The sequence below is a fragment of the Dokdonella sp. GW821-FHT11D02 genome (assembly GCF_058808595.1).
In genome coordinates this window covers 1,003,407-1,023,863 of record NZ_CM179520.1, presented here as the reverse complement: position 1 = coordinate 1,023,863, position 20,457 = coordinate 1,003,407, and the positions used below count along the sequence as shown (strand labels likewise).

The 20,457-nt window shown below is 65.9% G+C and carries 19 protein-coding genes; 6 read left to right on the top strand and 13 right to left on the bottom strand.

Annotated features, from left to right (window positions below; genetic code table 11):
- The first annotated feature begins 105 nt into the window (after positions 1-105).
- The 4 genes from AC3QL3_RS04200 (at position 106) to AC3QL3_RS04185 (ending at position 6,854) form a co-directional block, all read left to right on the top strand.
- A complete protein-coding gene (locus AC3QL3_RS04200; RefSeq protein ID WP_492897054.1) occupies positions 106-1,584 on the top strand; it encodes a hypothetical protein in 1,479 nt (492 codons plus the stop codon).
- Between the two features lie 156 nt (positions 1,585-1,740).
- Positions 1,741-3,297: a hypothetical protein gene (locus tag AC3QL3_RS04195; protein ID WP_492897053.1), complete on the top strand. Its 1,557-nt coding sequence runs from the start codon at positions 1,741-1,743 to the stop codon at positions 3,295-3,297.
- 311 nt (positions 3,298-3,608) lie between these two features.
- Entirely contained in the window at positions 3,609-5,087 is a 1,479-nt protein-coding gene (locus tag AC3QL3_RS04190) for a hypothetical protein (RefSeq protein ID WP_492897052.1), read from the top strand.
- A gap of 285 nt (positions 5,088-5,372) precedes the next feature.
- The gene (locus tag AC3QL3_RS04185) at positions 5,373-6,854 is read left to right on the top strand and encodes a hypothetical protein (protein WP_492897051.1); all 1,482 of its coding nucleotides are present in this window, start codon (positions 5,373-5,375) and stop codon (positions 6,852-6,854) included.
- Between the two features lie 123 nt (positions 6,855-6,977).
- Here AC3QL3_RS04185 and AC3QL3_RS04180 read toward each other — a convergent pair whose 3' ends face one another.
- From AC3QL3_RS04180 to fghA, 6 genes are all read right to left on the bottom strand, one after another.
- Positions 6,978-7,472, bottom strand: coding sequence for a phosphatidylglycerophosphatase A family protein (locus AC3QL3_RS04180; protein WP_492897050.1), 495 nt, complete (start codon positions 7,470-7,472; stop codon positions 6,978-6,980).
- Positions 7,469-8,440 (bottom strand): thiamine-phosphate kinase, encoded by a 972-nt coding sequence (gene thiL, locus AC3QL3_RS04175; RefSeq protein WP_492897049.1) that lies wholly within the window; start codon positions 8,438-8,440, stop codon positions 7,469-7,471. The genes AC3QL3_RS04180 and thiL overlap by 4 nt, the downstream gene beginning before the upstream one ends.
- Positions 8,441-8,462: 22 nt before the next feature.
- Positions 8,463-9,824, bottom strand: a complete 1,362-nt coding sequence (locus AC3QL3_RS04170) for a hypothetical protein (protein WP_492897048.1) — start codon at positions 9,822-9,824, stop codon at positions 8,463-8,465.
- A 20-nt stretch (positions 9,825-9,844) separates the two neighbouring features.
- Positions 9,845-10,297 (bottom strand): transcription antitermination factor NusB, encoded by a 453-nt coding sequence (nusB, locus tag AC3QL3_RS04165; protein ID WP_492897047.1) that lies wholly within the window; start codon positions 10,295-10,297, stop codon positions 9,845-9,847.
- Complete coding sequence (gene ribH / locus AC3QL3_RS04160; protein WP_492897046.1) at positions 10,294-10,824, bottom strand: 6,7-dimethyl-8-ribityllumazine synthase; 531 nt, start codon at positions 10,822-10,824, stop codon at positions 10,294-10,296. Before ribH ends, nusB begins: the two co-directional genes overlap by 4 nt.
- A gap of 181 nt (positions 10,825-11,005) precedes the next feature.
- The gene (gene fghA, locus AC3QL3_RS04155; RefSeq protein ID WP_492897045.1) at positions 11,006-11,854 is read right to left on the bottom strand and encodes an S-formylglutathione hydrolase; all 849 of its coding nucleotides are present in this window, start codon (positions 11,852-11,854) and stop codon (positions 11,006-11,008) included.
- A 95-nt stretch (positions 11,855-11,949) separates the two neighbouring features.
- Between fghA and AC3QL3_RS04150 the strand changes: the two genes are divergently transcribed.
- Entirely contained in the window at positions 11,950-12,438 is a 489-nt protein-coding gene (locus AC3QL3_RS04150; protein WP_492897044.1) for an NUDIX hydrolase, read from the top strand.
- Between the two features lie 28 nt (positions 12,439-12,466).
- Here the strand turns inward: AC3QL3_RS04150 and AC3QL3_RS04145 are convergent, their stop codons facing one another.
- From AC3QL3_RS04145 to AC3QL3_RS04125, 5 genes are all read right to left on the bottom strand, one after another.
- Positions 12,467-12,922 carry a nucleoside deaminase gene (locus tag AC3QL3_RS04145; protein ID WP_492897043.1) on the bottom strand — a complete coding sequence of 152 codons (456 nt, stop codon included), beginning with the start codon at positions 12,920-12,922 and terminating at the stop codon, positions 12,467-12,469.
- A 62-nt stretch (positions 12,923-12,984) separates the two neighbouring features.
- On the bottom strand, positions 12,985-13,368 hold the full coding sequence (locus AC3QL3_RS04140) for a hypothetical protein (protein ID WP_492897042.1): 384 nt from the start codon (positions 13,366-13,368) through the stop codon (positions 12,985-12,987).
- A 4-nt stretch (positions 13,369-13,372) separates the two neighbouring features.
- Positions 13,373-13,840 (bottom strand): hotdog fold domain-containing protein, encoded by a 468-nt coding sequence (locus AC3QL3_RS04135; RefSeq protein WP_492897040.1) that lies wholly within the window; start codon positions 13,838-13,840, stop codon positions 13,373-13,375.
- 160 nt (positions 13,841-14,000) lie between these two features.
- Positions 14,001-16,475: an acyl-CoA dehydrogenase gene (locus tag AC3QL3_RS04130; RefSeq protein WP_492897039.1), complete on the bottom strand. Its 2,475-nt coding sequence runs from the start codon at positions 16,473-16,475 to the stop codon at positions 14,001-14,003.
- A gap of 1 nt (position 16,476) precedes the next feature.
- Positions 16,477-17,349 (bottom strand): alpha/beta fold hydrolase, encoded by an 873-nt coding sequence (locus tag AC3QL3_RS04125; protein WP_492897038.1) that lies wholly within the window; start codon positions 17,347-17,349, stop codon positions 16,477-16,479.
- Positions 17,350-17,476: 127 nt separating this feature from the next.
- Between AC3QL3_RS04125 and AC3QL3_RS04120 the strand changes: the two genes are divergently transcribed.
- Positions 17,477-18,055: a TetR/AcrR family transcriptional regulator gene (locus AC3QL3_RS04120; protein ID WP_492897037.1), complete on the top strand. Its 579-nt coding sequence runs from the start codon at positions 17,477-17,479 to the stop codon at positions 18,053-18,055.
- Between the two features lie 37 nt (positions 18,056-18,092).
- On the opposite strand, the gene AC3QL3_RS04115 is transcribed toward AC3QL3_RS04120, so the two are convergent.
- Together AC3QL3_RS04115 and AC3QL3_RS04110 are read right to left on the bottom strand one after the other, a co-directional pair.
- Complete coding sequence (locus AC3QL3_RS04115; protein WP_492897036.1) at positions 18,093-19,286, bottom strand: ABC transporter permease; 1,194 nt, start codon at positions 19,284-19,286, stop codon at positions 18,093-18,095.
- Between the two features lie 10 nt (positions 19,287-19,296).
- The gene (locus AC3QL3_RS04110; RefSeq protein WP_492897035.1) at positions 19,297-20,451 is read right to left on the bottom strand and encodes an ABC transporter permease; all 1,155 of its coding nucleotides are present in this window, start codon (positions 20,449-20,451) and stop codon (positions 19,297-19,299) included.
- Between the last annotated feature and the right edge of the window lie 6 nt (positions 20,452-20,457).

Genomic DNA, 20,457 nt, shown 5'->3' with positions numbered 1-20,457 from the left:
GTGCGTCGCAAGAAGGCATTGGCGTGATCGAAGCCGCGCGCCGCTGCACCTTCGCCGCTATCGAAATCTTGCTCTTTTGATTGCAACCAGGGAGGACGGTGAATCATGAAAGCTGTACGTGGATTCTTCATTGCAATGAGCGCCGCGCTGTCGGCAAGCCATGCTGCTGCGATGCATCTCAATCCCAATGGCATCGGCCATGTGCTCTTGTATCCGTACTACACCGTCAACAAGGGACAGGACACCCTGCTCACGCTGGTCAACGACGAGGATGGGGCTGCCGTCGTGAGAGTGCGGTTCAACGAGGGACGGAACGGCCGCCCGGCTCTGGAACTGGACGTGTTCCTCGGTCCAAACGATGTCTGGACCGCCGCGGTAAGCGCGGATGCGTCTTCCGGCGGCGCCAGACTGACGGCCGCCGACTCCAGTTGCACCGACCCGGCGATCCCTGCCGGCGGACTCGAATTCAGCACGCGCAACTTCGACGGCAGCGGGTCGTTTCCGGAGGATGGCTGGCCGGCCGATCTCGCGCGCACGCGCGAAGGATCGATCGAAATGATTTCGACGGGCTGGATTCTTGCCGATTCGGCGGCCGGCCGTGCGCTCACGCGTCCATCCGGCGCGGCGCCCGATTGCACTCTGTTGCGTGCGAATCTGCCGAAAGCCGCAGATCTGTACCCTCCGCGCAATATCTTCGGCTCGGCGGCCATCATCAATGTCGCGGAAGGCACGTTCTTCGGCTACTCACCCGATGCTATCGCCGACTTCTGGCACACGGACGAACGCCCCTATACACCCTCGGCCGGGCCCTTGTCTCCTTCGCTGGCCGCTCCTGCCGCCGCGCCCGCTTCGTCGTCGTTTTCCGCTCGACTCCCCGGAGCGATCGTCGTCGACTACGACACGCGTATCGACGCACTCAGCGCGGTGCTGATGGCGACGCAGATCGAGAATGAATACGTTGCCGCGCAGAACATCGGCGGCGCTACCGATTGGATCGTGACGTTCCCGACCAAGGCGTACTACACCGATCCGGTGCATATCGGCACGCAGGCTCCGCATGAACCCTTCGACGATGCCCCGGTCGATGGTCGACCTGTGGTGCAGGTCGGCATCGCCCTGTTCGACCGCGATCAGCGGCGAGACCCTCCACAGGAGGATCCCAACCTCATTACCGCCACGCCACTGACCTTGCCCTACCAGGTCAATGCGCTCGCGATTGGCGTGGATGCGGCGGCGAGCGATCGTTCCGCCGTTCTCGGATCGGCGTTGACGACGCCGATCCCGGCACTGGGCGGCGCAGGTCGCATGCGCCTGTACCAATACCCCTCGTCTGCGGCACCGGAGGGGACACTCCACATACTGAAATCCGGCCTAGTCGACATCGACCCCGAAGATCTTTTCGAACGCTCGGCGGCGTACGTTTTCGGCCTGCCCAGCATCGGTTTCATGGGCTACAACATCATCAACGCGCAAGCGCAGCCGAACCGGCTCGCGAATTATTCGGGCGCTTTTCGGCACCGCGGCCACGGCTGGATCTGCCAGCACCTATCGGGGGGCTTGCCTACGCCTTGCCGCAATTACTGAGTGCGTTCGACGCTTCACTGCGCGCCAAACTTCGATAGCCGCCCTTGAGCATCTGCTGTAGGCGGATGGTGCGAAGCAACTCGCGCCGCAAAACGGAGATGTCGCAAATTCCTGCCGAACGGTGTTTCTCCAAATGCCCCCTCACAGGAGAGCCTTATGAAAGTGTCGACCGGCATGCTCGGGCTACTCGCGCTTGGCTGCACGTCCATACATCCGGCGAGCGCTGCCAGCCTCAATCCCGGAGGTCTGGGACAGGTTCTGATCTATCCGTACTACACCGTCAACAAAGGCCAGGACACCCTGCTGTCCGTGGTCAACAGCACGGATGTCGGCAAGCTGGTCAAGGTTCGCTTCCGCGAGGGATACAACAATCGCGAAGTGCTCGACTTCAACCTGTTCCTGTCCGCTCACGACGTTTGGACGGCGGTCGTCACACAACCCGATCACGCCGATACCGGCGGTGCGGTGCTGAAGAATGACGACAAGAGCTGCACCTACCCGCGATTTCCGGACAGTCGCCAGGTTCCGTTTCGTAAGAATGCCTACGCTGGTGGCGGGCCGGCTCCGTTCAACGAGCCGGACGGTGGTCCACAGACCATCGAACGTACGCGCGAAGGTTATTTCGAGATCCTGGCAATAGGCGATATTCGCCCAGGCAGCGCGACCTCGCAGCGCATCACGCATATCCAGCAAAGTCCGCCTGCGCCGAACGCCGGCACACCGCCAGGTTGCAATGAACTGAGCAACGGAAACGTTGCGGAGGACCTCGACGCGCCGACCAACGGTCTGTTCGGCTCGGCGGCGATCATCAACGGTCAGGAAGGCACGTTCTTCGGTTACAACGCCGACGCGATCAGCGGCTTCACCGACATCGCTCTCGTGGCGAGCGATCCGTACAGCCCAACGCTGCGGCAAGCCAACTCGAGCGAGGCGACTGCGGGAAGCGCGCGCGCGTACCTGTTCGCCGGCAACCGCCAGATTGCGCTGGACTACGAGAAAGGCGAGGACGCGGTCAGCGCCGTGTTCATGGCGGACGCGCTCTACAACGAATACCTCACCGCCGCGAACCTCGGCGCGAGCACGGACTGGATCGTCACCTTTCCGACCAAGAACTACTACGTCGACCGTGCCACTTCGACCACGGTGCCCTACCCGCCCTTCGAACACGAATTCACCGCACCGGGACGCTCCGAAATCAAACTGGATGCCGATTTCTTCGATCGCGAAGAAGGCTATTCGGACACCTACAACAGCGGCGACTGCGGCTTCCTCTGCCAAGACGACCCTTTCTACAGAATCTCCTACGCGGTCAATGTCATTCGCATCCTGCCCGAAGACGCGCGTGCTGCGCCCTCGGAAGTGTTCGGCTCGATGCTGAGCTCGGCGCTGGTTGCGACGGTATCCGCTCCCGAGACGCCGCCCGGCGATTCCGGCTGGATCCGACTGAACCTCGCCCGTTCTCAGTCGGGGCGCGAACTGCTCGGCGGCGTGTCTGCCGCGACCGGCACCGAACAGATCCTCCGTGGCCTACCGGCAACCGGTTTCATGGCCTACAACGTCGTCAACGATCACGCGCAGAATGGAAAGCTGGCCAACTACAGCGGCACCTTCGCGCATCGTTCGACGGTTTCTTGCGCAGCCGCCGCAAACGCCGAGCCGGGCTCCTGCGACGGTACGCCAGAACCGATCGCTCCGCGGCAAGTCGCCCGCTGAGCAGAGCGCCTGGCGTCGAAGAATCCGCACGCCCACGGCGGCGGCCGGAATGGATCGCCGTCGCCGAACGTCTGTAGAGGAGCCGCTGTTGCTCCAGCACGACGAATGTCGCGTTACGGCACAAGCCGTCGTCCGCACGCAACGAATCGCTTCGATGTGTTGCCTTCACGCCGCAGTTATCACGCGCGAATCACGGCCTTGCTCGAAGGTTACCGATTCGTTTCCGAACTACGATTGATTGCGTAGTTCGATCGCCTGATGATCCGGTGGTTCAAAGGGGGAATCACATCGTTCAGCAAGGGAGGAGTGCAATGAAACAGCGAATTTTGATGACGACGATCGGAATGGCTTTGGCAGGCGTGGCCGGCAATGCCGGCGCGGTCGCCCTGAATCCCAAAGGCCTCGGCCAGGTGTTGATCTACCCGTACTACACGGTCAACAAGGGCCAGGACACGATGATCTCAGTGGTCAATCCGTCCGACCGCGGCAAGATGATCAAAGTGCGCTTCATGGAGGGCTACAACAGCCGCGACGTACTCGACTTCGCTCTGTTCCTGTCGCCGCACGACGTCTGGACGGCCGTGGTCACCCAACCCGATCGCACCGAAGACGGAGCCGCGGCGCTGAAGACGGCCGACAAGAGTTGTACGTATCCGCCGTTTCCTGCTGAGGGAGTGGTGTCTTTCCGCAAGAACGCGTATTCCGGCGGCGCGCCCGCTCCCTTCAATCAACCCGATGGTGGACCGCAGGGGTTCGCGCGGACACGCGAAGGGTCGGTCGAAATGATCGCCTACGGTGACATCAGGCCGGGCAGCGCGACCGAGCGACGCATCAAGCACGAATCGAATGGCCACCCCAATCAAGGGCAGCCGCCGGGTTGCGACGAACTCACGTTCGGCAGCGCGGCCGCCGATCTTGATACGCCGGGCAACGATCTGTTCGGCTCCGGCGCGATCATCAACGTCGACGAAGGCACCTTCTATCCGTACAACGCCGACGCGCTTAGTGGGTTCACCGATTTAGCGGTGTACTCAGCATCCATATTGGATCCCAGCTTGCAGCAAGCCAATTCCGCCGAAGCAACCCAAGGCAACGCTCGCGCTTACGTATTCGCCGGCAACCGACAGATCGGCATCGACTACGAAAAAGGTGAGGACGCGGTCAGCGCCGTGTTCATGGCCGACTCGATCTACAACGAAGTCGTATTAACGACCGCGCTCGGGGCGAACACGGATTGGATCCTGAACTTCCCGACCAAGCGCTACTACACCGACCCGGGCTTCTACGCCGGCGCTCCATACCCACCGTTCACCCACGCCTTCGCCGCGCCCGGCAAGGCGCCGGTGGAAATCGGCTATCGCCTGTGGGACCAGGAAGAACTGTGGGTATCCGACCCGTGCGGACAGGCTTGCGGCATTCCGTTGGCGCAACCGCCGCTGACTGCACCGTACGCGGTGAACGCACTCGCCTTCCGTCTCACCGAAGGCGACACAGCGACCGAGTCCGGTGTGTTCGGCTCGCGCCTGCTCGAAAACGTAGGGCCGAGGTTTCCGGGATGGGAAGCGGGCTGGGCCGAACTGACACCGAACGCCGCGCACGTACTATCCAGCGGCAAGGCGGCCGACGGCACGGCGGTGACCTTGTACGGTTTGCCGGTAACCGGTTTCATGGCCTACAACGTGATCAATGCGCAAGCACGTCCTGGCAAGCTCGCCAACTACAGCGGCGTGTTCGAGCATCGCTCGAAGGTGTCGTGCACAGCGGCGACACCGCAAGGTCCTTGCTCCTGATTTTTTCGCGCACATCCGCCTGACACCGGGCGGCGCAGCACGCCCGTGTTGCGCTGCCCTGAAAGAAACAGCGCCGGCAATCGGAGGCCGCCGCGTTCGATGCGAACCAGCGGCCGAATCGCGAGCGACGTGTTCGAGCAAAACACGCTTCCCGCAGCCGCATCGGAACACGCTTGGCGGCGCCAGCAGAACTTCCTCGTCCATTCGTGTATCGCGACAGCATGGCCGAAACTCTGGAAGATGCATCGGCCGCACAGGACGTCCCTCGCTCTTAGGAGAAACGCAATGAAGCAACGCGCATTGATCGCCACGATCGGCCTCGCTCTAACCGGCATCGCAGCCGACGCCGGCGCGGTCGCGCTGAATCCCAAAGGCCTCGGCCAGGTGTTGATCTACCCGTACTACACGGTCAACAAGGGCCAGGACACGATGATCTCAGTGGTCAATCCGTCCGACCGCGGCAAGGCGATCAAAGTGCGCTTCTTCGAGGGCTACAACAGCCGCGAGGTGCTCGACTTCGCTCTGTTCCTGTCGCCGCACGACGTCTGGACGGCCGTCGTCACCCAACCCGATCGCAGCGACGACGGCGGTGCGGTGCTGAAGACGGCCGACAAGAGTTGTATGTATCCGCCGCTTCCCGCCAGTGGCGCGGTGCCTTTCCGCAAGAATGCGTACGCCGGCGGTGCTCCGGCTCCCTTCGACCGGCCCGACGCTGGACCTCAAGGCCTCGCTCGGACGCGCGAAGGCTCGGTCGAGCTGATTACTTGGGGCGATGTCAGACCGGGCAGCGAAACCGAACGACGCATCGCGCACGAATCGAACGGCCATCCCAATCAGGGGCAGCCGAGCGCTTGCGGTGAACTCACCCTGGGCAACTTCATGGGCGATCTCGACGCGCCCGGCAACGATCTGTTCGGTTCCGGCGCGATCATCAACGTCGACGAAGGCACTTTCTATCCGTACAACGCCGATGCGATCAGCGGCTTCACCGACATCCCTTTGTATTCGGGCTCGTCTGCATTGCAACCCACCTTGCAGCAAGCCAACTCCGCCGAAGCAACCCAAGGCAACGCTCGCGCCTATGTATTTGCCGGCAATCGACAGATCGGCATCGACTACGCGAAGGGCGAGGACGCGGTCAGCGCCGTATTCATGGCCGACTCGATCTACAACGAAGTCGTGCTGACGAGCGCACTCGGTGCGAATACAGATTGGATCCTGAGCTTCCCGACCAAACGCTACTACACCGACGAAGTTCTCTACTCAGGCGTTCCGTACCCACCGTTTACGCACGCCTTCGCCGCGCCCGGCAAGGCGCCGGTGGAAATCGACTACCGTCTGTGGGACCAGGAAGAAATGTGGGTGTCCGATCCGTGCGGACCGGGCTGCGGCATTCCCCCGGCGCTACCGCCGTTGACCGCGCCGTACTCCGTGAACGCCCTCGCGTTCCGTCTCGCGCGCGACAGCGCGGCGACCGAGTCGGGCGTGTTCGGCTCGCGCCTGCTCGAGAACGTCGGACCAACATTCCCCGGCTGGGAGGCGGGCTGGGCCGAACTGACGCCGGACGCGGCGCACAAATTGCCCGGCGGCAAAGCGGCCGACGGCTCGGCGGTGACCTTGTACGGCCTGCCGGTGACCGGCTTCATGGCCTACAACGTGGTCAACGCGCAGGCGCGTCCGGGCAAGCTCGCCAACTACAGCGGCGTGTTCGAGCATCGCTCGAAGGTGTCGTGCACGGCGGCGACGCCGCAAGGTCCTTGTTCCTGATTCTCAGGCGCCAGTGGTCTGACGGCGCCTAGCGGTCTGAGATCGAGTGGCGCAGCGCGGCCGTGCTGCGCCACAGGAGATCGAGAACGCGGCTGTCCACGGCGATATTGCCGCCGTGTGCAATCAGCGGAGCCAGATCATCGCAACGCCGAGCAGCACGGCGGCATAGAGGCCGGCCAGCGCGTCGTCGAGCATCACGCCGAAGCCGCCGCCTACGCGCCGATCCGCCCACGACACCGGCCACGGCTTGGCGATGTCGAACAAGCGGAACAGCCCGAAGCCGACCGCGATCCACAGCACGTCGCCGCCCAACCACAAGAGCGGCGCCAGCGCGATCCACTGGCCGACGAATTCGTCCCAGACGACGACGCCGGGATCGGCGAGGCGCAGCTTGACGACCACGCGCCCGCACGCCCACACCCCAATCGCGAACGCAAGCGCGACGACCAACGCATACGCAAGCGGCGGAAGCTCGCGCAGCGCGAACCACGGAATCAGGGCTGCCAACGAGCCGGCCGTCCCCGGTGCGTATGGGCTCAGGCCGCTGCCGAAACCGCTCGCGATCCAGCCGGCGGGATCGGCCAGCAGCAGGCGCCGCTGCGCGGCGTCGAGCTTCATCCGAAGTGGTTCCAGCCGCGTCGCGCCAGCGAAAGCTCGCCGCCCTTGATGTCGAGCAGGCGCACGCCGCTGCCGCCGACGACGCTGCCGATCCGCGTCGCGCCGCAACCCAGGCGCGCGAGGTCGCGCTCGATCGCGTTGGCGCGATCGAGCGGTGCGGTGAAGGCGAGTTCGTAGTCGTCGCCGCCACCCGCCTGCAGCACCAGCCGCTCGGCTTCGTCGAATGCGGCGAGCAGCGCGGACGAGGTCGGCAACCGATGCGCATCGAGCTCGATGCCGACGCCGCTGCGCGCGGCGAGATGGCCGAAGTCGGCGAGCAGCCCGTCGGACACGTCGATGCACGCGGTCGCGCTGTCGCGCAATGTGGCGCCGGCGGCGAGGCGCGGCGTCGGCCGTTCCAGCCGCGCGATCAGCGCCGTGCGCACTTCCGCCGGCAGTTCGAGCAGGTGCGGATTGCGGCGGTCGAGGCAAGCCAAGCCGCCGGCCGCATCGCCGATCGTGCCGGTCACGAACACGTGATCGCCGACGCGCGCGCCGTCGCGGCGCAAGGCGCGGTCCGGCGGCACGAAGCCGTGCACGACGACGGTCACGCTGAGCGGTCCGCTGGTGGTGTCGCCGCCGACCAGGGCGACGCGATGCTGCGCGGCGAGTTCGGCGAAGCCGTCGGCGAAATCGGCGACGAAGCCGCGGTCGGGCCGCGGCAGGGTCAGCGCGAGCAAGGCCCAGGCCGGCGTCGCGCCCATCGCGGCGAGGTCGGACAGGTTCACCGCGAGCGCCTTCCAGCCGAGATCACGCGCACCGGTCGAGGCCGGGAAATGCACGCCTTCGACCAGGGTATCGGTGCTGACCGCCAGCTCGTGTCCGGGCGGCGGCGCCAGGATCGCCGCGTCGTCGCCGATGCCCAAGCGCACGTCGGCGCGCTCGATCGCGCAACGCGCACGGATCAGGTCGATCAGATCGAACTCCATGGTCTGGTTCGTGCCGGTGCAGTCAGGGATTGATGAAGGATATCCGGCAAAGCAAGGCCACTACGATGAACCACTGCACGGCCAGCACCCAAAGTCGCGTATTGCGTGGAAACGCCGACAGGCCGAGCGCCGCCGGCACCAGCAGGAACGGCTGCAGGAACAGCCAGACTCGCGCGGTTTCCGCGCGCAGCAAGCCGGACAGATCGATCAGCGCGATGGTCGCGAGCCCGAGCCAAGTCAGCGCGCGCGCCTCGGCGGCGAGGCCGTCCGCAGGGGTCTTGCGAGCGAGAAAGATCGCCGTCAGCGGCAGCACCATCATGCCGGCGCCGAGCAGGAAATCGTAAGGATCGAACACGATGCACGACAGCCACGGACGATCCAGCACCGCCGCCTGCGCGCTTTGAATGTCCATCGCGTGCCGGAGGCTCAGCAGTGGGTGGTATCCGCTGGCGAGCCAGAGGATCAGATAGGCGCCGCCGCAAACCGCCGCCGCGATAGCCGCCGACACCGCGACACGACGCCAGCTCTGCGCCTGCCAGCCATCGCGCGCCAACGCATACAAACCGTACAACGCGACGAACGCCCCCACCGCGAGCAAGTTCCACGCGAACAGCGAAGCGACGAACACGCTGAAACCGAGCAGCGCGGCGTGTCCGATCGAACCGCGCAGAGCCATCACCCAATAGAACGCGATCAGCATCGTCGCGATCGGATAGATCTGATCGAACTCCGGAAAGAACACGATCAGGGCCGGCAGCAACGCGTACAGCGTGCAGGCGGTCAGCCGCGGCAGCGTGCTTTCCGTCCACAGCCGAGCGAACGACCACAGCACCGGAATGCCCAGCGTGGACATCGCGGCGATGACGCCGGCGCCGAGCAGCGGCGCCGCATCCGGCCCGACCAACTGCAACGCCGCGTAGTAGAACAGCACCGGCCCAGGCGGATGGGTCGAGGAATGCAGCACCAGTTGCGCGGTGTGGAAGTTCGCCAGCCAATCGCGCAGATCGCCGATGCGCATCGCATCGGTGAAATAGCTGGTCGCGACCGGCGAAACGACGATCGCGTGCACGCGCGCGAAGCCGTCCGCGTGCGCGAGCGCGCCGAGCAGTTGCAGAGCCAGACACGCGGCCATCAGGCAAAGCAGCCGTGTGCGCGCGTCTACGCCCTCGCCTACCCGATCGTTGCGCCAGGCCAAGCCCAGCGCGAGCAAGGGCGGCAGCAGCAGCGCCGTCGTCCGTAGCAAACCGAGATCATGCCAAGGCCGGCGCCAGTACCAGGCGCCGCTGACGCCGTCGATCTGCAGCACGATGCCGAGCGCGAACGCGACGCCGACCAGCAGCACCAGCCATGCCGCGCCCGCGCCCTCGCTCCAGCCGCGTCTCATCCCGCTCCCCCGGGCGCGAATCAATCGCGCGAAGCGGCGTACTCGGCGCCGCGCAATACGCCGGCGAGCTTGTCCAGCACGCCGTTGACGTAGGTGTGGCCGTGATCGGAGCCGAAGCGCTTGGTCGTCTCGACCGCTTCGTTGATGACGACGCGGTAAGGCACGTCGACGCGATGGCGCAATTCGTACGCAGCGATGCGCAAGGCGGCACGCTCGATCGGATCGACGCGCTCGACCTCGCGATCAAGGAACGGCACCATCGCCGCGTCGAGCTCGGCATGCTCGCGCTCGACGCCGCGCACCAGATCTTCGAAGTACTCCAGATCCGCCACCTGCATGTCCTGCTCGTGGCGGAACTGGGCGATGACACTGTCGATGCGCGAACCGCTGAGCTGCCACGCGTAGACCGCCTGCAGCGCGCGGCGCCGCGCGCGCGAGCGGGCGGCCGGATCGATGCCGTTGGCGTGGGTCATGGCGTACCTCTGCGGTCGGAATCGAGCGCGAGCCTCGAAGAGCGCGCGTGCGGATCGGCCTGCGGCAAGTGCCGCCACAGGTCCGCCATTTCCAAGGCCGCCAGTGCGACCTCCTCACCCTTGTTGCCGTGCACGCCGCCGGCACGCGCTTCGGCGTCGGCGTGGCGCTCGACCGCGAGTACACCGTTCAACACCGGCATGCGGAAATCCAGCGCGACGCGCATCAAACCTTCGGCACAGCCGTCGGCGACGTGTTCGTAGTGACGCGTGTCGCCGCGCACGACGCAGCCGAGCGCGAGGATCGCGGCGTGCTGCGCGCTCGCGGCGAGCCGCGCGGCGGTCGGCGGGATCTCCCAGGCGCCGGGCACGCGCACCAGATCGATCGCCGCCTCGGCGACGCCGTGCTCGCGCAAGGTACGCAACGCGCCGTCGACGAGCGTATCGACGATGCGCGGGTTCCAACGGCTGGCGACGATCGCGTAGCGAGCGTCGGCAGACGTGCGCGGTTCTCCGGAAAACGTGGGCATGCTCGGACAAAATTCGGGTGGGCGGCGCGCAGTTTAACCGACGCAGCGCGCCGGCTGGTCGCAAGCGGACCGCTTCGCCGCGCGAATCGTGGTCGAGTCCGCCACGGCCAAGCGAGATCGGCGCGCTAAATCGCCGCTTCCGGGCGCCACCCATAGCCTTCGCGCTGCGGGAAACCGGCCGTCATCCGCGCAATGCCTGCGCGTGATGCCGCAGATGATCTTCGACGAAGCTGGCTACGAAATAGTAGAGATGGTCGTAGCCGGCGTGTGTACGCAGGTTCAGCGCCTGACCGGCGGCTTTCGCCGCGGCTTGCAAGCGCCAGGGCTGCAGCTGGGTTTCCAGAAAGCGGTCGGCGTCGCCCTGGTCGATCAGGATGGTGCCGGGGAAACGCTGGCCGTCTTCGAGCAAGGCCACACTGTCGTAGACACGCCAGCGGCGCGTGTCCTCGCCGAGATAGCGCGGCAAGGCCTTCAGCCCCCACGGCACCTGGCTCGGCGCGACGATCGGCGCGAACGCCGAAACGGACTTGTAGCGCTGCGCATTCCTGAGCGCGATCGTCAGCGCGCCGTGGCCGCCCATCGAATGGCCAAAGAGGCCTTCGCGCGACAGGTCGGCGGCGGCGAAGTGCGCGCCGAGCACGGCCGGCAGCTCCTTCGTCACGTAGCTGTACATGCGAAAGCGCGGTGCGAACGCGGGCACGGTGGCGTCGAGATAGAAGCCGGCGCCTTCACCGAACTCCCAATCGCCGCTCGCCCCTTCGATGCCGGTGTCGCGCGGGCTGGTATCGGGCGTGACCAGGATCAGGCCGAGTTCGGCGGCGAGGCGCTGCGCGCCGGCCTTGATCGCGAAGGTTTCTTCGCTGCAGGTCAGCCCGGCGAGGTAGTACAGCACCGGCGCGCGTGCGCCGAGAGCGAGCGGCGGAACGTACACACCGAACTTCATCGCGCCGCCGGTTTCTTTCGATTCGTGCCGATAGAAGCCTTGCACGCCGCCGAAACTGCGCTGCTCCGAAATCGTCTCCAGACTCATCCTGCGTACTCCCCGCGGCGAAACTCTCGTCCGATTGTAGCGGCGGCTGGTAGCGGCGACCGCTATCATTGCCGATTCGCAACCGCCCTCCGACCATGCCCTACACGCCGATCGTCGCCACCCTCGGTTACGTGCTGTCGCCCGACGGCCGGCGCGTGCTGATGATCCATCGCAACGCGCGCCCGAACGACATGCACCTGGGCAAATACAACGGCCTAGGCGGCAAGCTCGATCCGCACGAGGACGTGCTCGCCGGCATGCGCCGCGAAATTCACGAGGAAGCGGGCATCGAATGCGTCGAGCTGCAGCTGCGCGGCACGATCAACTGGCCCGGCTTCGGCAAGCACGGCGAAGACTGGCTGGGCTTTCTCTTCACGATCACGCGCTTCGAAGGCACGCCGCTGGAACGTAATCCCGAAGGCGCACTGGAATGGGTCGAGCTCGACCGCCTGCACGAACTGCCGATGTGGGAAGGCGACCGCCACTTCCTGCCGCTGGTATTCGACGGCGACCCACGCCCGTTCCACGGCGTGATGCCGTATCACGAGGGGCGTATGCAATCTTGGAGCTACTCGCGCGTGTGATCGTCGCGGCGTTTACATTCGCCCGATCTCAGCGCCCGATGTCCTCGTTCCACAGCTGCGGCTGCGTACGCATGAACTCGCCCATCAGCGCGACGCAGGCCGCATCGTCGACCACCTCGATCGCGACACCGCGGCTGCGCAGCCAGTCTTCCTCGCCGCGGAAGGAGCGGTGCTCGCCGATCACCACGCGGCGGATGCCGTACAGCACGGTCGCGCCGCTGCACATCGCGCACGGCGACAGCGTCGTGTACAGGGTGCAATCGCGATAGACCGCGGCCGGCTGGCGGCCGGCGTTTTCCAGCGCGTCCATCTCCGCATGCAGGATCGCACTGCCGCGCTGCACGCGGCGGTTGTGGCCGCGGCCGAGGATGCGTCCTTCGTAGACCAGGACCGAACCGATCGGAATGCCGCCTTCGGCCCATCCCGCTTCCGCTTCGGCGCGCGCGGCGCCGAGGAATTCCCGCTGCTGTGCCGTCGCGTTCATCGCATCGCCTCCGCCGTTGAGGCGATCGTCGATGAGCCCGCCGCGCACGTCAATGCGCCATCTCAGCTGAGGAACAAGGGCAAGGCGAACAAGACGGCGCCGAGTACGAACAACACCGTCAGCGTATGCACCAGCGGGTGGTTCACGCGCAGGAAGACGAACTGCTCGATCGTGCGGCCTATCCAGAACAGCGACATGCCGGCCAGGACCACGTGGCCGAGGCGCGTGCCGAGCAGATCCTGCGGCAGCAGCAAACACAGCGCGCCGATGCAGAGGAAGACGTAGATCAGACGCAGATTGAGGATCTGCGTCACCGCGCGGGTCGCGGGATTGGTCTGGCGCAGCGCCTGCGGCCAGTCGAACGACTTCCAGAAAGCTAGATGGAACAAGGCGAAGCCGAGGCTGTGCAGGCCGCACAGGAAGATCAGGATCTCGGCGGTGCTCACGATCTCAGGCCTTGCGCGGCGAGACCCACATCGCGATGTCGGCCTCGAACACCACCGTATTGCCGATGTCGCGCACTTGCACGCGCGCCAAGAGCTCTTGCGCGACGCTTGCATCGGCGACGGTCGCTACGGTCGCCGTCGCGGTCAGCGTGCCGCGCGCCTTGGCCAGATAGCGCACCGTCATGCCTTTGGGAATCCAGCGCGTCGAATCGGGAATGGTCGCGTCGGTGGCGAGCCCGCCGGCGAGTTCGGCCATGTTGCACAGCGCGATCGCGTGCACGGTGCCGATGTGGTTGTGCACGGCGCGGCGGTCGCGCATCTGCACGATACAACGCCCGGACTCGAGCAGCTCGACCCGCGGCGCGATGGTGGCGAAGTACGGCGCGCGCCGGCAGATCAGCTTGGAGAACAACCAACGCCCCGTCGGCGAACCGCCGAGGCGTCGGAACAGGCGCAGAGATTGAGAACTCATCGCAGCCGACCTCACCGATCGATGGGATATGCATTCCCCTCTCCCGCTTGCGGGAGAGGGTTGGGGTGAGGGCAATCGAAGCAGTGCGCTCCGACTGCGCTCACCCTCAGCTGCGCGTAACGGCTTCGACCTCTCCCGCAAGCGAGAGAGGTCAATCGCGTCAAGCCACCGAGCGCAGCGCGCGCTTGCTCTCCTCGTGACGCGAGCCGGCCGAGAGTTCGGAAGGATCGAAATCGTCGACCGAGATGAACTCGAACGTCGCCTTGCGCACACGTGCGAGCAGCTCGCGTTCGGCGCTGCTCAGAACGCCCTTGGCCTCGGCGTCGGCGAGCTGCGCCTCGTAGTCGAGCCCCTGCAATTCGCCGGCCTTGGCCGCCTTGAGGAACTTGCGCTCGATCGGCTCCGCCGCGATCACATCCGGCAGCAGCGCGTTCATGCGCCCGACGACGTTGTTCGCGCTGGGCGTCAGATAGACCCATTCGGCCAGACGGTCGCGCGCCTCGTTCGGCGTCATCAGCAAGGCGGCGACGCGATGACCGAGGCGATCGGACGGCGGCACCTCGCGCCGGCCGAACGGGAACACCAAGGCATACAGCAGCCACGCCGCCGGACGAATCGGGAAGTTGCGCAAGACGCCGTCGAGCGCGTTCTGCATGCGATAGGCGCAGTCGTGGAAGGCCCACGCCAACAGCGGCTGATCGGCGACCGGCCGGCCCTGATCCTCGTAGCGCTTGAGCATGGCGCTGGCGATGTACAGGTTGGACAGCACATCGCCCAGGCGCGCCGACAGTTTCTCCTTGAACTTCAGCTTGCCGCCGAGCAGCAGCATCGAGCTGTCGGCGAGCAAGGCCAGATTCGCGGCGTAGCGATTGAGCTTGCGATAGTAGCGGCGCGTGTAGGCGTCGCCCGGCGCGCTGCCGATCTTGGCGAAGCTGAGGCCGAGCACGAGACTGCGCACCGCGTTGGAAATGGCGAAGCCCATGTGCGCGAACAGCTCGCGGTCGAACGCGCGCAGACGCGTGCCGTAGTCGGGAATCTGCGCGGCCTGCATTTCTTTCAGCACGTGCGGGTGGCAGCGAATCGCGCCCTGACCGAAGATCATCAGGCTGCGCGTCATGATGTTGGCGCCTTCCACCGTGATCGCGATCGGCGCGGTCTGCCAAGCGCGGCCGGCGTAGTTGGACGGTCCGAGCTGCACGCCCTTGCCGCCGTGCACGTCCATGATGTCCTTGGCCACGTCGCGACCGAGTTCGGTCGCGTGGTACTTCGCGATCGCGGACGGCACCGCCGGCTTTTCGCCGCGCGCGACAGCCGCAGCCGCCGCCTTCGACAGGGCGGTGATCGCGTAAGTGTGGCCGCCGATGCGCGCGAGCGCTTCCTCGACACCCTCGAAGCGGCCGATCGACATGCCGAACTGCTTGCGGATGCGTGCGTAGGCGCCAGTCGCGATCGCACCGATCTTGACACCGCCCGACGCGGTCGAGGGCAAGGTGATCGCGCGGCCGACCGACAAGCATTCGATCAGCATGCGCCAGCCCTGCCCGGCCATGTCGGCGCCGCCGATCAGCTGCGACAGCGGCACGAACACGTCCTTGCCGCGCAAGGGACCGTTCTGGAACGCGGCGTTGAGCGGGAAGTGGCGGCGGCCGATTTCCAGGCCCTTGGTATCGCGCGGCAACAGCGCGAGGGTGATGCCGATGTCTTCGACGTCACCGAGCAGATGATCGGGATCGTGCAGGCGGAAGGCGAGACCGATCAAAGTCGCGATCGGCGCCAGCGTGATGTAGCGCTTGTCGAACGTCAGGCGCACGCCGAGCACCTGCGCCCCCTGCCACTCGCCCTTGCAGACGATGCCGAAATCCGGAATCGAGGTCGCGTCGGAACCCGCGGTCGGACCGGTCAGCGCGAAGCACGGCACTTCGCGGCCGTCGGCCAGGCGCGGCAAGTAGTAGTCGCGCTGGTCTTGCGTACCGTAGTGGAGCAGCAGTTCGCCCGGGCCGAGCGAGTTGGGCACCCCCACGGTCGAGGACAACGAACCCGACACGCTCATCAGTTTCTGCAGCACGGCCGACTGCGCCAGCGCGGAGAACTCGAGACCGCCGTACTGCTTGGGAATGATCATGCCGAAGAATTTCTTCTTCTTGACGTAGTCCCAGATCTCCGGCGTCAGGTCGGCCAGCTCGTGGCTGATCTGCCAGTCGTTGACCATCGCGCAGACCTCTTCCACCGGTCCGTCGAGGAAGGCTTGTTCTTCCAAGCTGAGTTCGGGCTTGGGCTGCTTCAGCAGCTGGCTCCAGTCCGGCTTGCCGCTGAACAGCTCACCCTCGAACCCGACCGTGCCCGCTTCGAGCGCGGTGCGCTCGGTGTCGGAAATCGGCGGCATCACCTTCTGAAACGCGGCCAATAACGGGGCGGTGATCTTCTTGCGGCGGAAGTCGACCAGGTTTAGCGGGACCACGATTGCCGCGAACACGATGAGGGGTAGCAGAATCGCCAGCAACGAAGAGCCGGCCAGCCAACCGACCGCGACGATCGCGATGGCGGTGGCGATGCTCCAGGGGCGCAATCCGATGCGCAGGTACGCGGCGGCGAGCGAGACCAGCACGCCGGCCAATAACGGAAGGATCGAGCTCATCTCAGGACTCCTCGCTTGCGAGCGATTGCAGAAACTCTAGTACGTGGCGGGTAAATGCATCGTTGTCGTCGCCGGCGACCATGTGCGTGGCCTTGGGCACAACGACATGGCGCGCGTGCGGCGCGAGTTCAAGAAATTCGGTGATGGTCGACTGCGAGACGATGTCGCTCTCGCTGCCGCTGATCAGAAGCAGCGGTACGCGAATACGCCGCACCGCTTCGAGCAGCATCGGCTGATGGCTGTCGATGTCGGGGGTAAGGTCGTCGAGCAGGCGCGGGTCCCAGTGCCAGCGCAGGCGGCCGTCGCCACGATCGACCAGGAGCGAGCGCAGCCGTTCGGGCGACTTGCGTTCGCGCCGGTGCGGTAGATACGCCGCAATCGCCTCGCTCGCTTCTTGCAACGAAGCGAAGCCGTCCGGATGCGCGCGCATGAAACCGAGGATGCGCTCGACGCCTTGCGTCTCCCAGCGCGGCGTCACGTCGACCAGCACCATCGCGGCGAAAGGCGGTTCCGGCTGGCTCTGCGCGGCGATGCCGAGCAGGCCACCCATCGAGGCGCCGACCAAGACCGGCCGCGGGCCGACGGTGGCGGCGACCGCGATGAGGTCCTCGACCATCGGATCGAAATGGTAGGGTTCTTCGCCGCGCCAGCCGCTGTCGCCGTGACCGCGCGAATCGAAACCGACGCACGCGAAGCCGGCCGCGGCGATGCGCTGCGCGCTGCCGGCCCAGGCCAGGCGCGTCTGCCCGAAGCCGTGCGCGAACACCACGCCGCCACGCGTTCCGGGCCAATACGACAGCGCCAGCTCCATCCCGTCCGGCCGGCGCAGGCGACGGTCGGTTGCGAGCGGTAGCGATTTCGCGGCGCTTTCCATACTAGGCAGTATGGATGGCTTGCATGACGAAATCAATACGCATGCGTACTGAAAAGATAGTCGTTTGTAAACATTAGTTTACCCTGTCACGATTCATTTCCCCCAAACCATCGGGCAGACTAGGGAAATGGCCGCGCTCAGCAAGTTGGAACCGAAGACCCGCCTCAGTGCGGCCGATTGGGAAGAAAACGCCTTGGCGGTGCTGGCCGAAAGCGGCCTCGGCGCCGTCGCAGTGGAATCCTTGGCGCGTCGACTCGGCGTGACCAAGGGCAGCTTCTACTGGCATTTCGCCACGCGCGAAGCGCTGTTGCAGGCCGCGCTGGAACGCTGGGAACGCTCGGACGAGCGCGAACTCGAAGCGGCGATCGCCGCCGCCTCCGACCCGCGCGAGCGCCTGCGCGAACTGATCCGTCAGGTCAGCCACCGCCATCCTTCGCATGCGGTGTTCGCAGCCTTGATCAAATCGATCGATCAGCCCTTGATCCGCCCGCTGATCGAACGCGTCTCCGAACGCCGCCTCGCCTTCGTCACCGAGGCATTTCACCAGGCCGGATTCGACGCCACCGCCGCCGCCAACCGCGCGCGCCTGGCCTACTCCGCCTACGTCGGTTTCGTGCAGCTCGCGCAGATCGGCCAGCCGCGCATGAACCACGACGAGTTCGAAGCCTACATCCGCGACTTCATCGGTATCCTGATTCCGCAGTGAGTCGCGTGGCACCGCGACGCGCTCGCGCATCGAGGCTTCAGGCCGCGCGCAGCGCGGCCGCGACCGGCATGCGCGCGACACGAATCGCCGGTGCGATACCGCCGAGCAGGCCGATCGCCAGCGCCCATCCGAGCCCTTGCGCGATCAGCTCCGGAGTGACGCGAAATCCGAACGCGGTCTGCGCGAACGTCGCGCCGTTCAACGTCGCCACCGTATAGCCGTTGAACAGCGCCGCGCTCAGGCCGGCGCCGAGCAGCCCGCCGGCGAGCGCGAGCAACAAGGCCTCCACCAGCACCGACGCGATCACCGGCAGCGCGCCGAAACCGAGCGCGCGCAAGGTCGCGATTTCCTGTCGCCGCGATGCGACCGCGCCGTACATCGTGTTCAAGGCGCAGAACACCGCGCCGATCGCCATGATCAAGCCGATCGCATAACCGACCGTCGTGATCAGACGAGTCAGCGTCTGCGACTGCGCGGCGAGGTAGACGGACAAACTCTGCGCCTTGATCTCGGCCAGGCGTGGATCCGCTGCCAGCGAACGTTGCAGCTGCGTCAGCGCCGTCGGAACGGTCAGCTTTGCGACCACCGATTGCACCGCACCGGGGCGACGGAAGGCCGACTGCATCGTCGCCAAGTCGGTCCAGATCTCCGCTTCGTGGAAACTGCCGCCGGCACCGAAATGACCGACGACGACCCAGTCGCTGTCGCGCAGGTTCACCTTCGCGCCGATGTCGAGCCCGCCGAACTGCGCCGCCGCGCTGCGGCCGACGATGATCTCGCGCAATCCGGGGCGGAAGCTGCGACCGGCGACGAGCGTGATTTCCGGTCGCAGCTCGAATGCCGCCGCCTGCACGCCGCGCACCGGCAAGCTGGCGCCGGCTCGCGCGCCTGCACGCGCCAGATCGGCCACCAGAAGCAACTCCGCCGACGCCAGCGGTTGTCCGTCGGCGTTCCTCGCAACGCCGTCGGCGGCTTTGATCAGCTCGACCTGGTCAGAACTGAGGCTGCTGACGATCTCGGAACTGGCGCCATCGAGCAAGACCAGGGCGCGATCGGCGTACGCCGCCTGATTCAGGCTCGCGCGAAAACCCTCGGCCAAGGACAGCATCGCGATCAATACGCCGACCACACCCGCAACGCCGATCAGAATCACCAGCGACGCGGCGCGGCGTTGCGGCAACGTGCGCAGATTGATCCGCGTGATTTCGACGGCGTGACGCAAGACGGACACGGCATTCCTCCTAAGCGCCGAGCGCGTCGACGACGTTCATGCGCAGCGCGCGCAGCGCCGGCGGCAAGCCGGCGAGAAGACCGAGCAAAAGCATCAGCAACACGCCGCCGACGAGCACCTCGGCCGGCATCTGCGTGACGCCGAAATCCTGCAGATTGCTGCGCGCGAGAACGATCAGCGCCGCCGCCGACGCAAGACCGAGCGCGCCTCCGATCAGGCTCATCGCGATCGATTCGCCGAGCACAACGCCGAGCAGGGTGCGATCACCGAAGCCGATCGCCTTCAGCGCGCCGAGTTCGGTCGTGCGCTCGCGCAGCGACTGCGACATGCTGTTGCCGGCGACCACCAGGATCGTGAAAAACACCGCGCCGAGCACGGCGGTGACGATCAAGCCGATGTCGCCGATCTGCCGCACCAGACTCTTGGCGAAGCTCTGCTCCGACTGCGTCTTGGTCTGCGCGCCGGAGTTGGCGAACGCGGCGTCGATCGCATGCGCGACCGCCTCGCCGTGGGCGGCATCGCCGACGCGCTCGATCAACCAATTGACACGCCCCTTCTGATACGCGCGCGCCTCGTCGAAATAGTCGTAGCGCATCAGCAGCTGCGACTCGTAGTTCGCCCGCGCCTGCGCATCGGCGTACACGCCGACCACTTCCAGCGGCCAAGCGATCGAACCGTCGCTGCGCGGCCAGCTCTTCGACTCGATCACCAGACGCTCGCCGACCTTCCAGCCCATGCGGCGCGCGAGCGACGCACCCACGACGGCGCCGATGCGCGTGCGCTGCCAGGCCGCGCGCGCGTCATCGTCCATATGCAGATCGCCGAACACCTCGAAGTAGCGCGCGTGATCCACCGGCACCACGGCGAAGCGCGTCGGCTGCCCTCGATAGCTGGCCGGAAAGATCGTGGCCGAGGTCACTGCGCGCACGTGCTCGCGCGCGGCGATGCGTTCGGCATAGGCGGCCGGCATGCCTTCCATCAGCGAGTAGCGCGGCAGCGTGATCAAGCGATCCGCCTGCGCCGCCTCGACGCCGGTTTCGAACGCCGCAGAAATCGTGCGCAACAGGCCGAACTGCAGGAAGGCGATCGCGATCGCGAGGATGGTCAGCACGGCGCGCGTCTTCCTACGGAACAGGTTCGCGCCGATCAGCGGCAAGTATTTCATCGGATT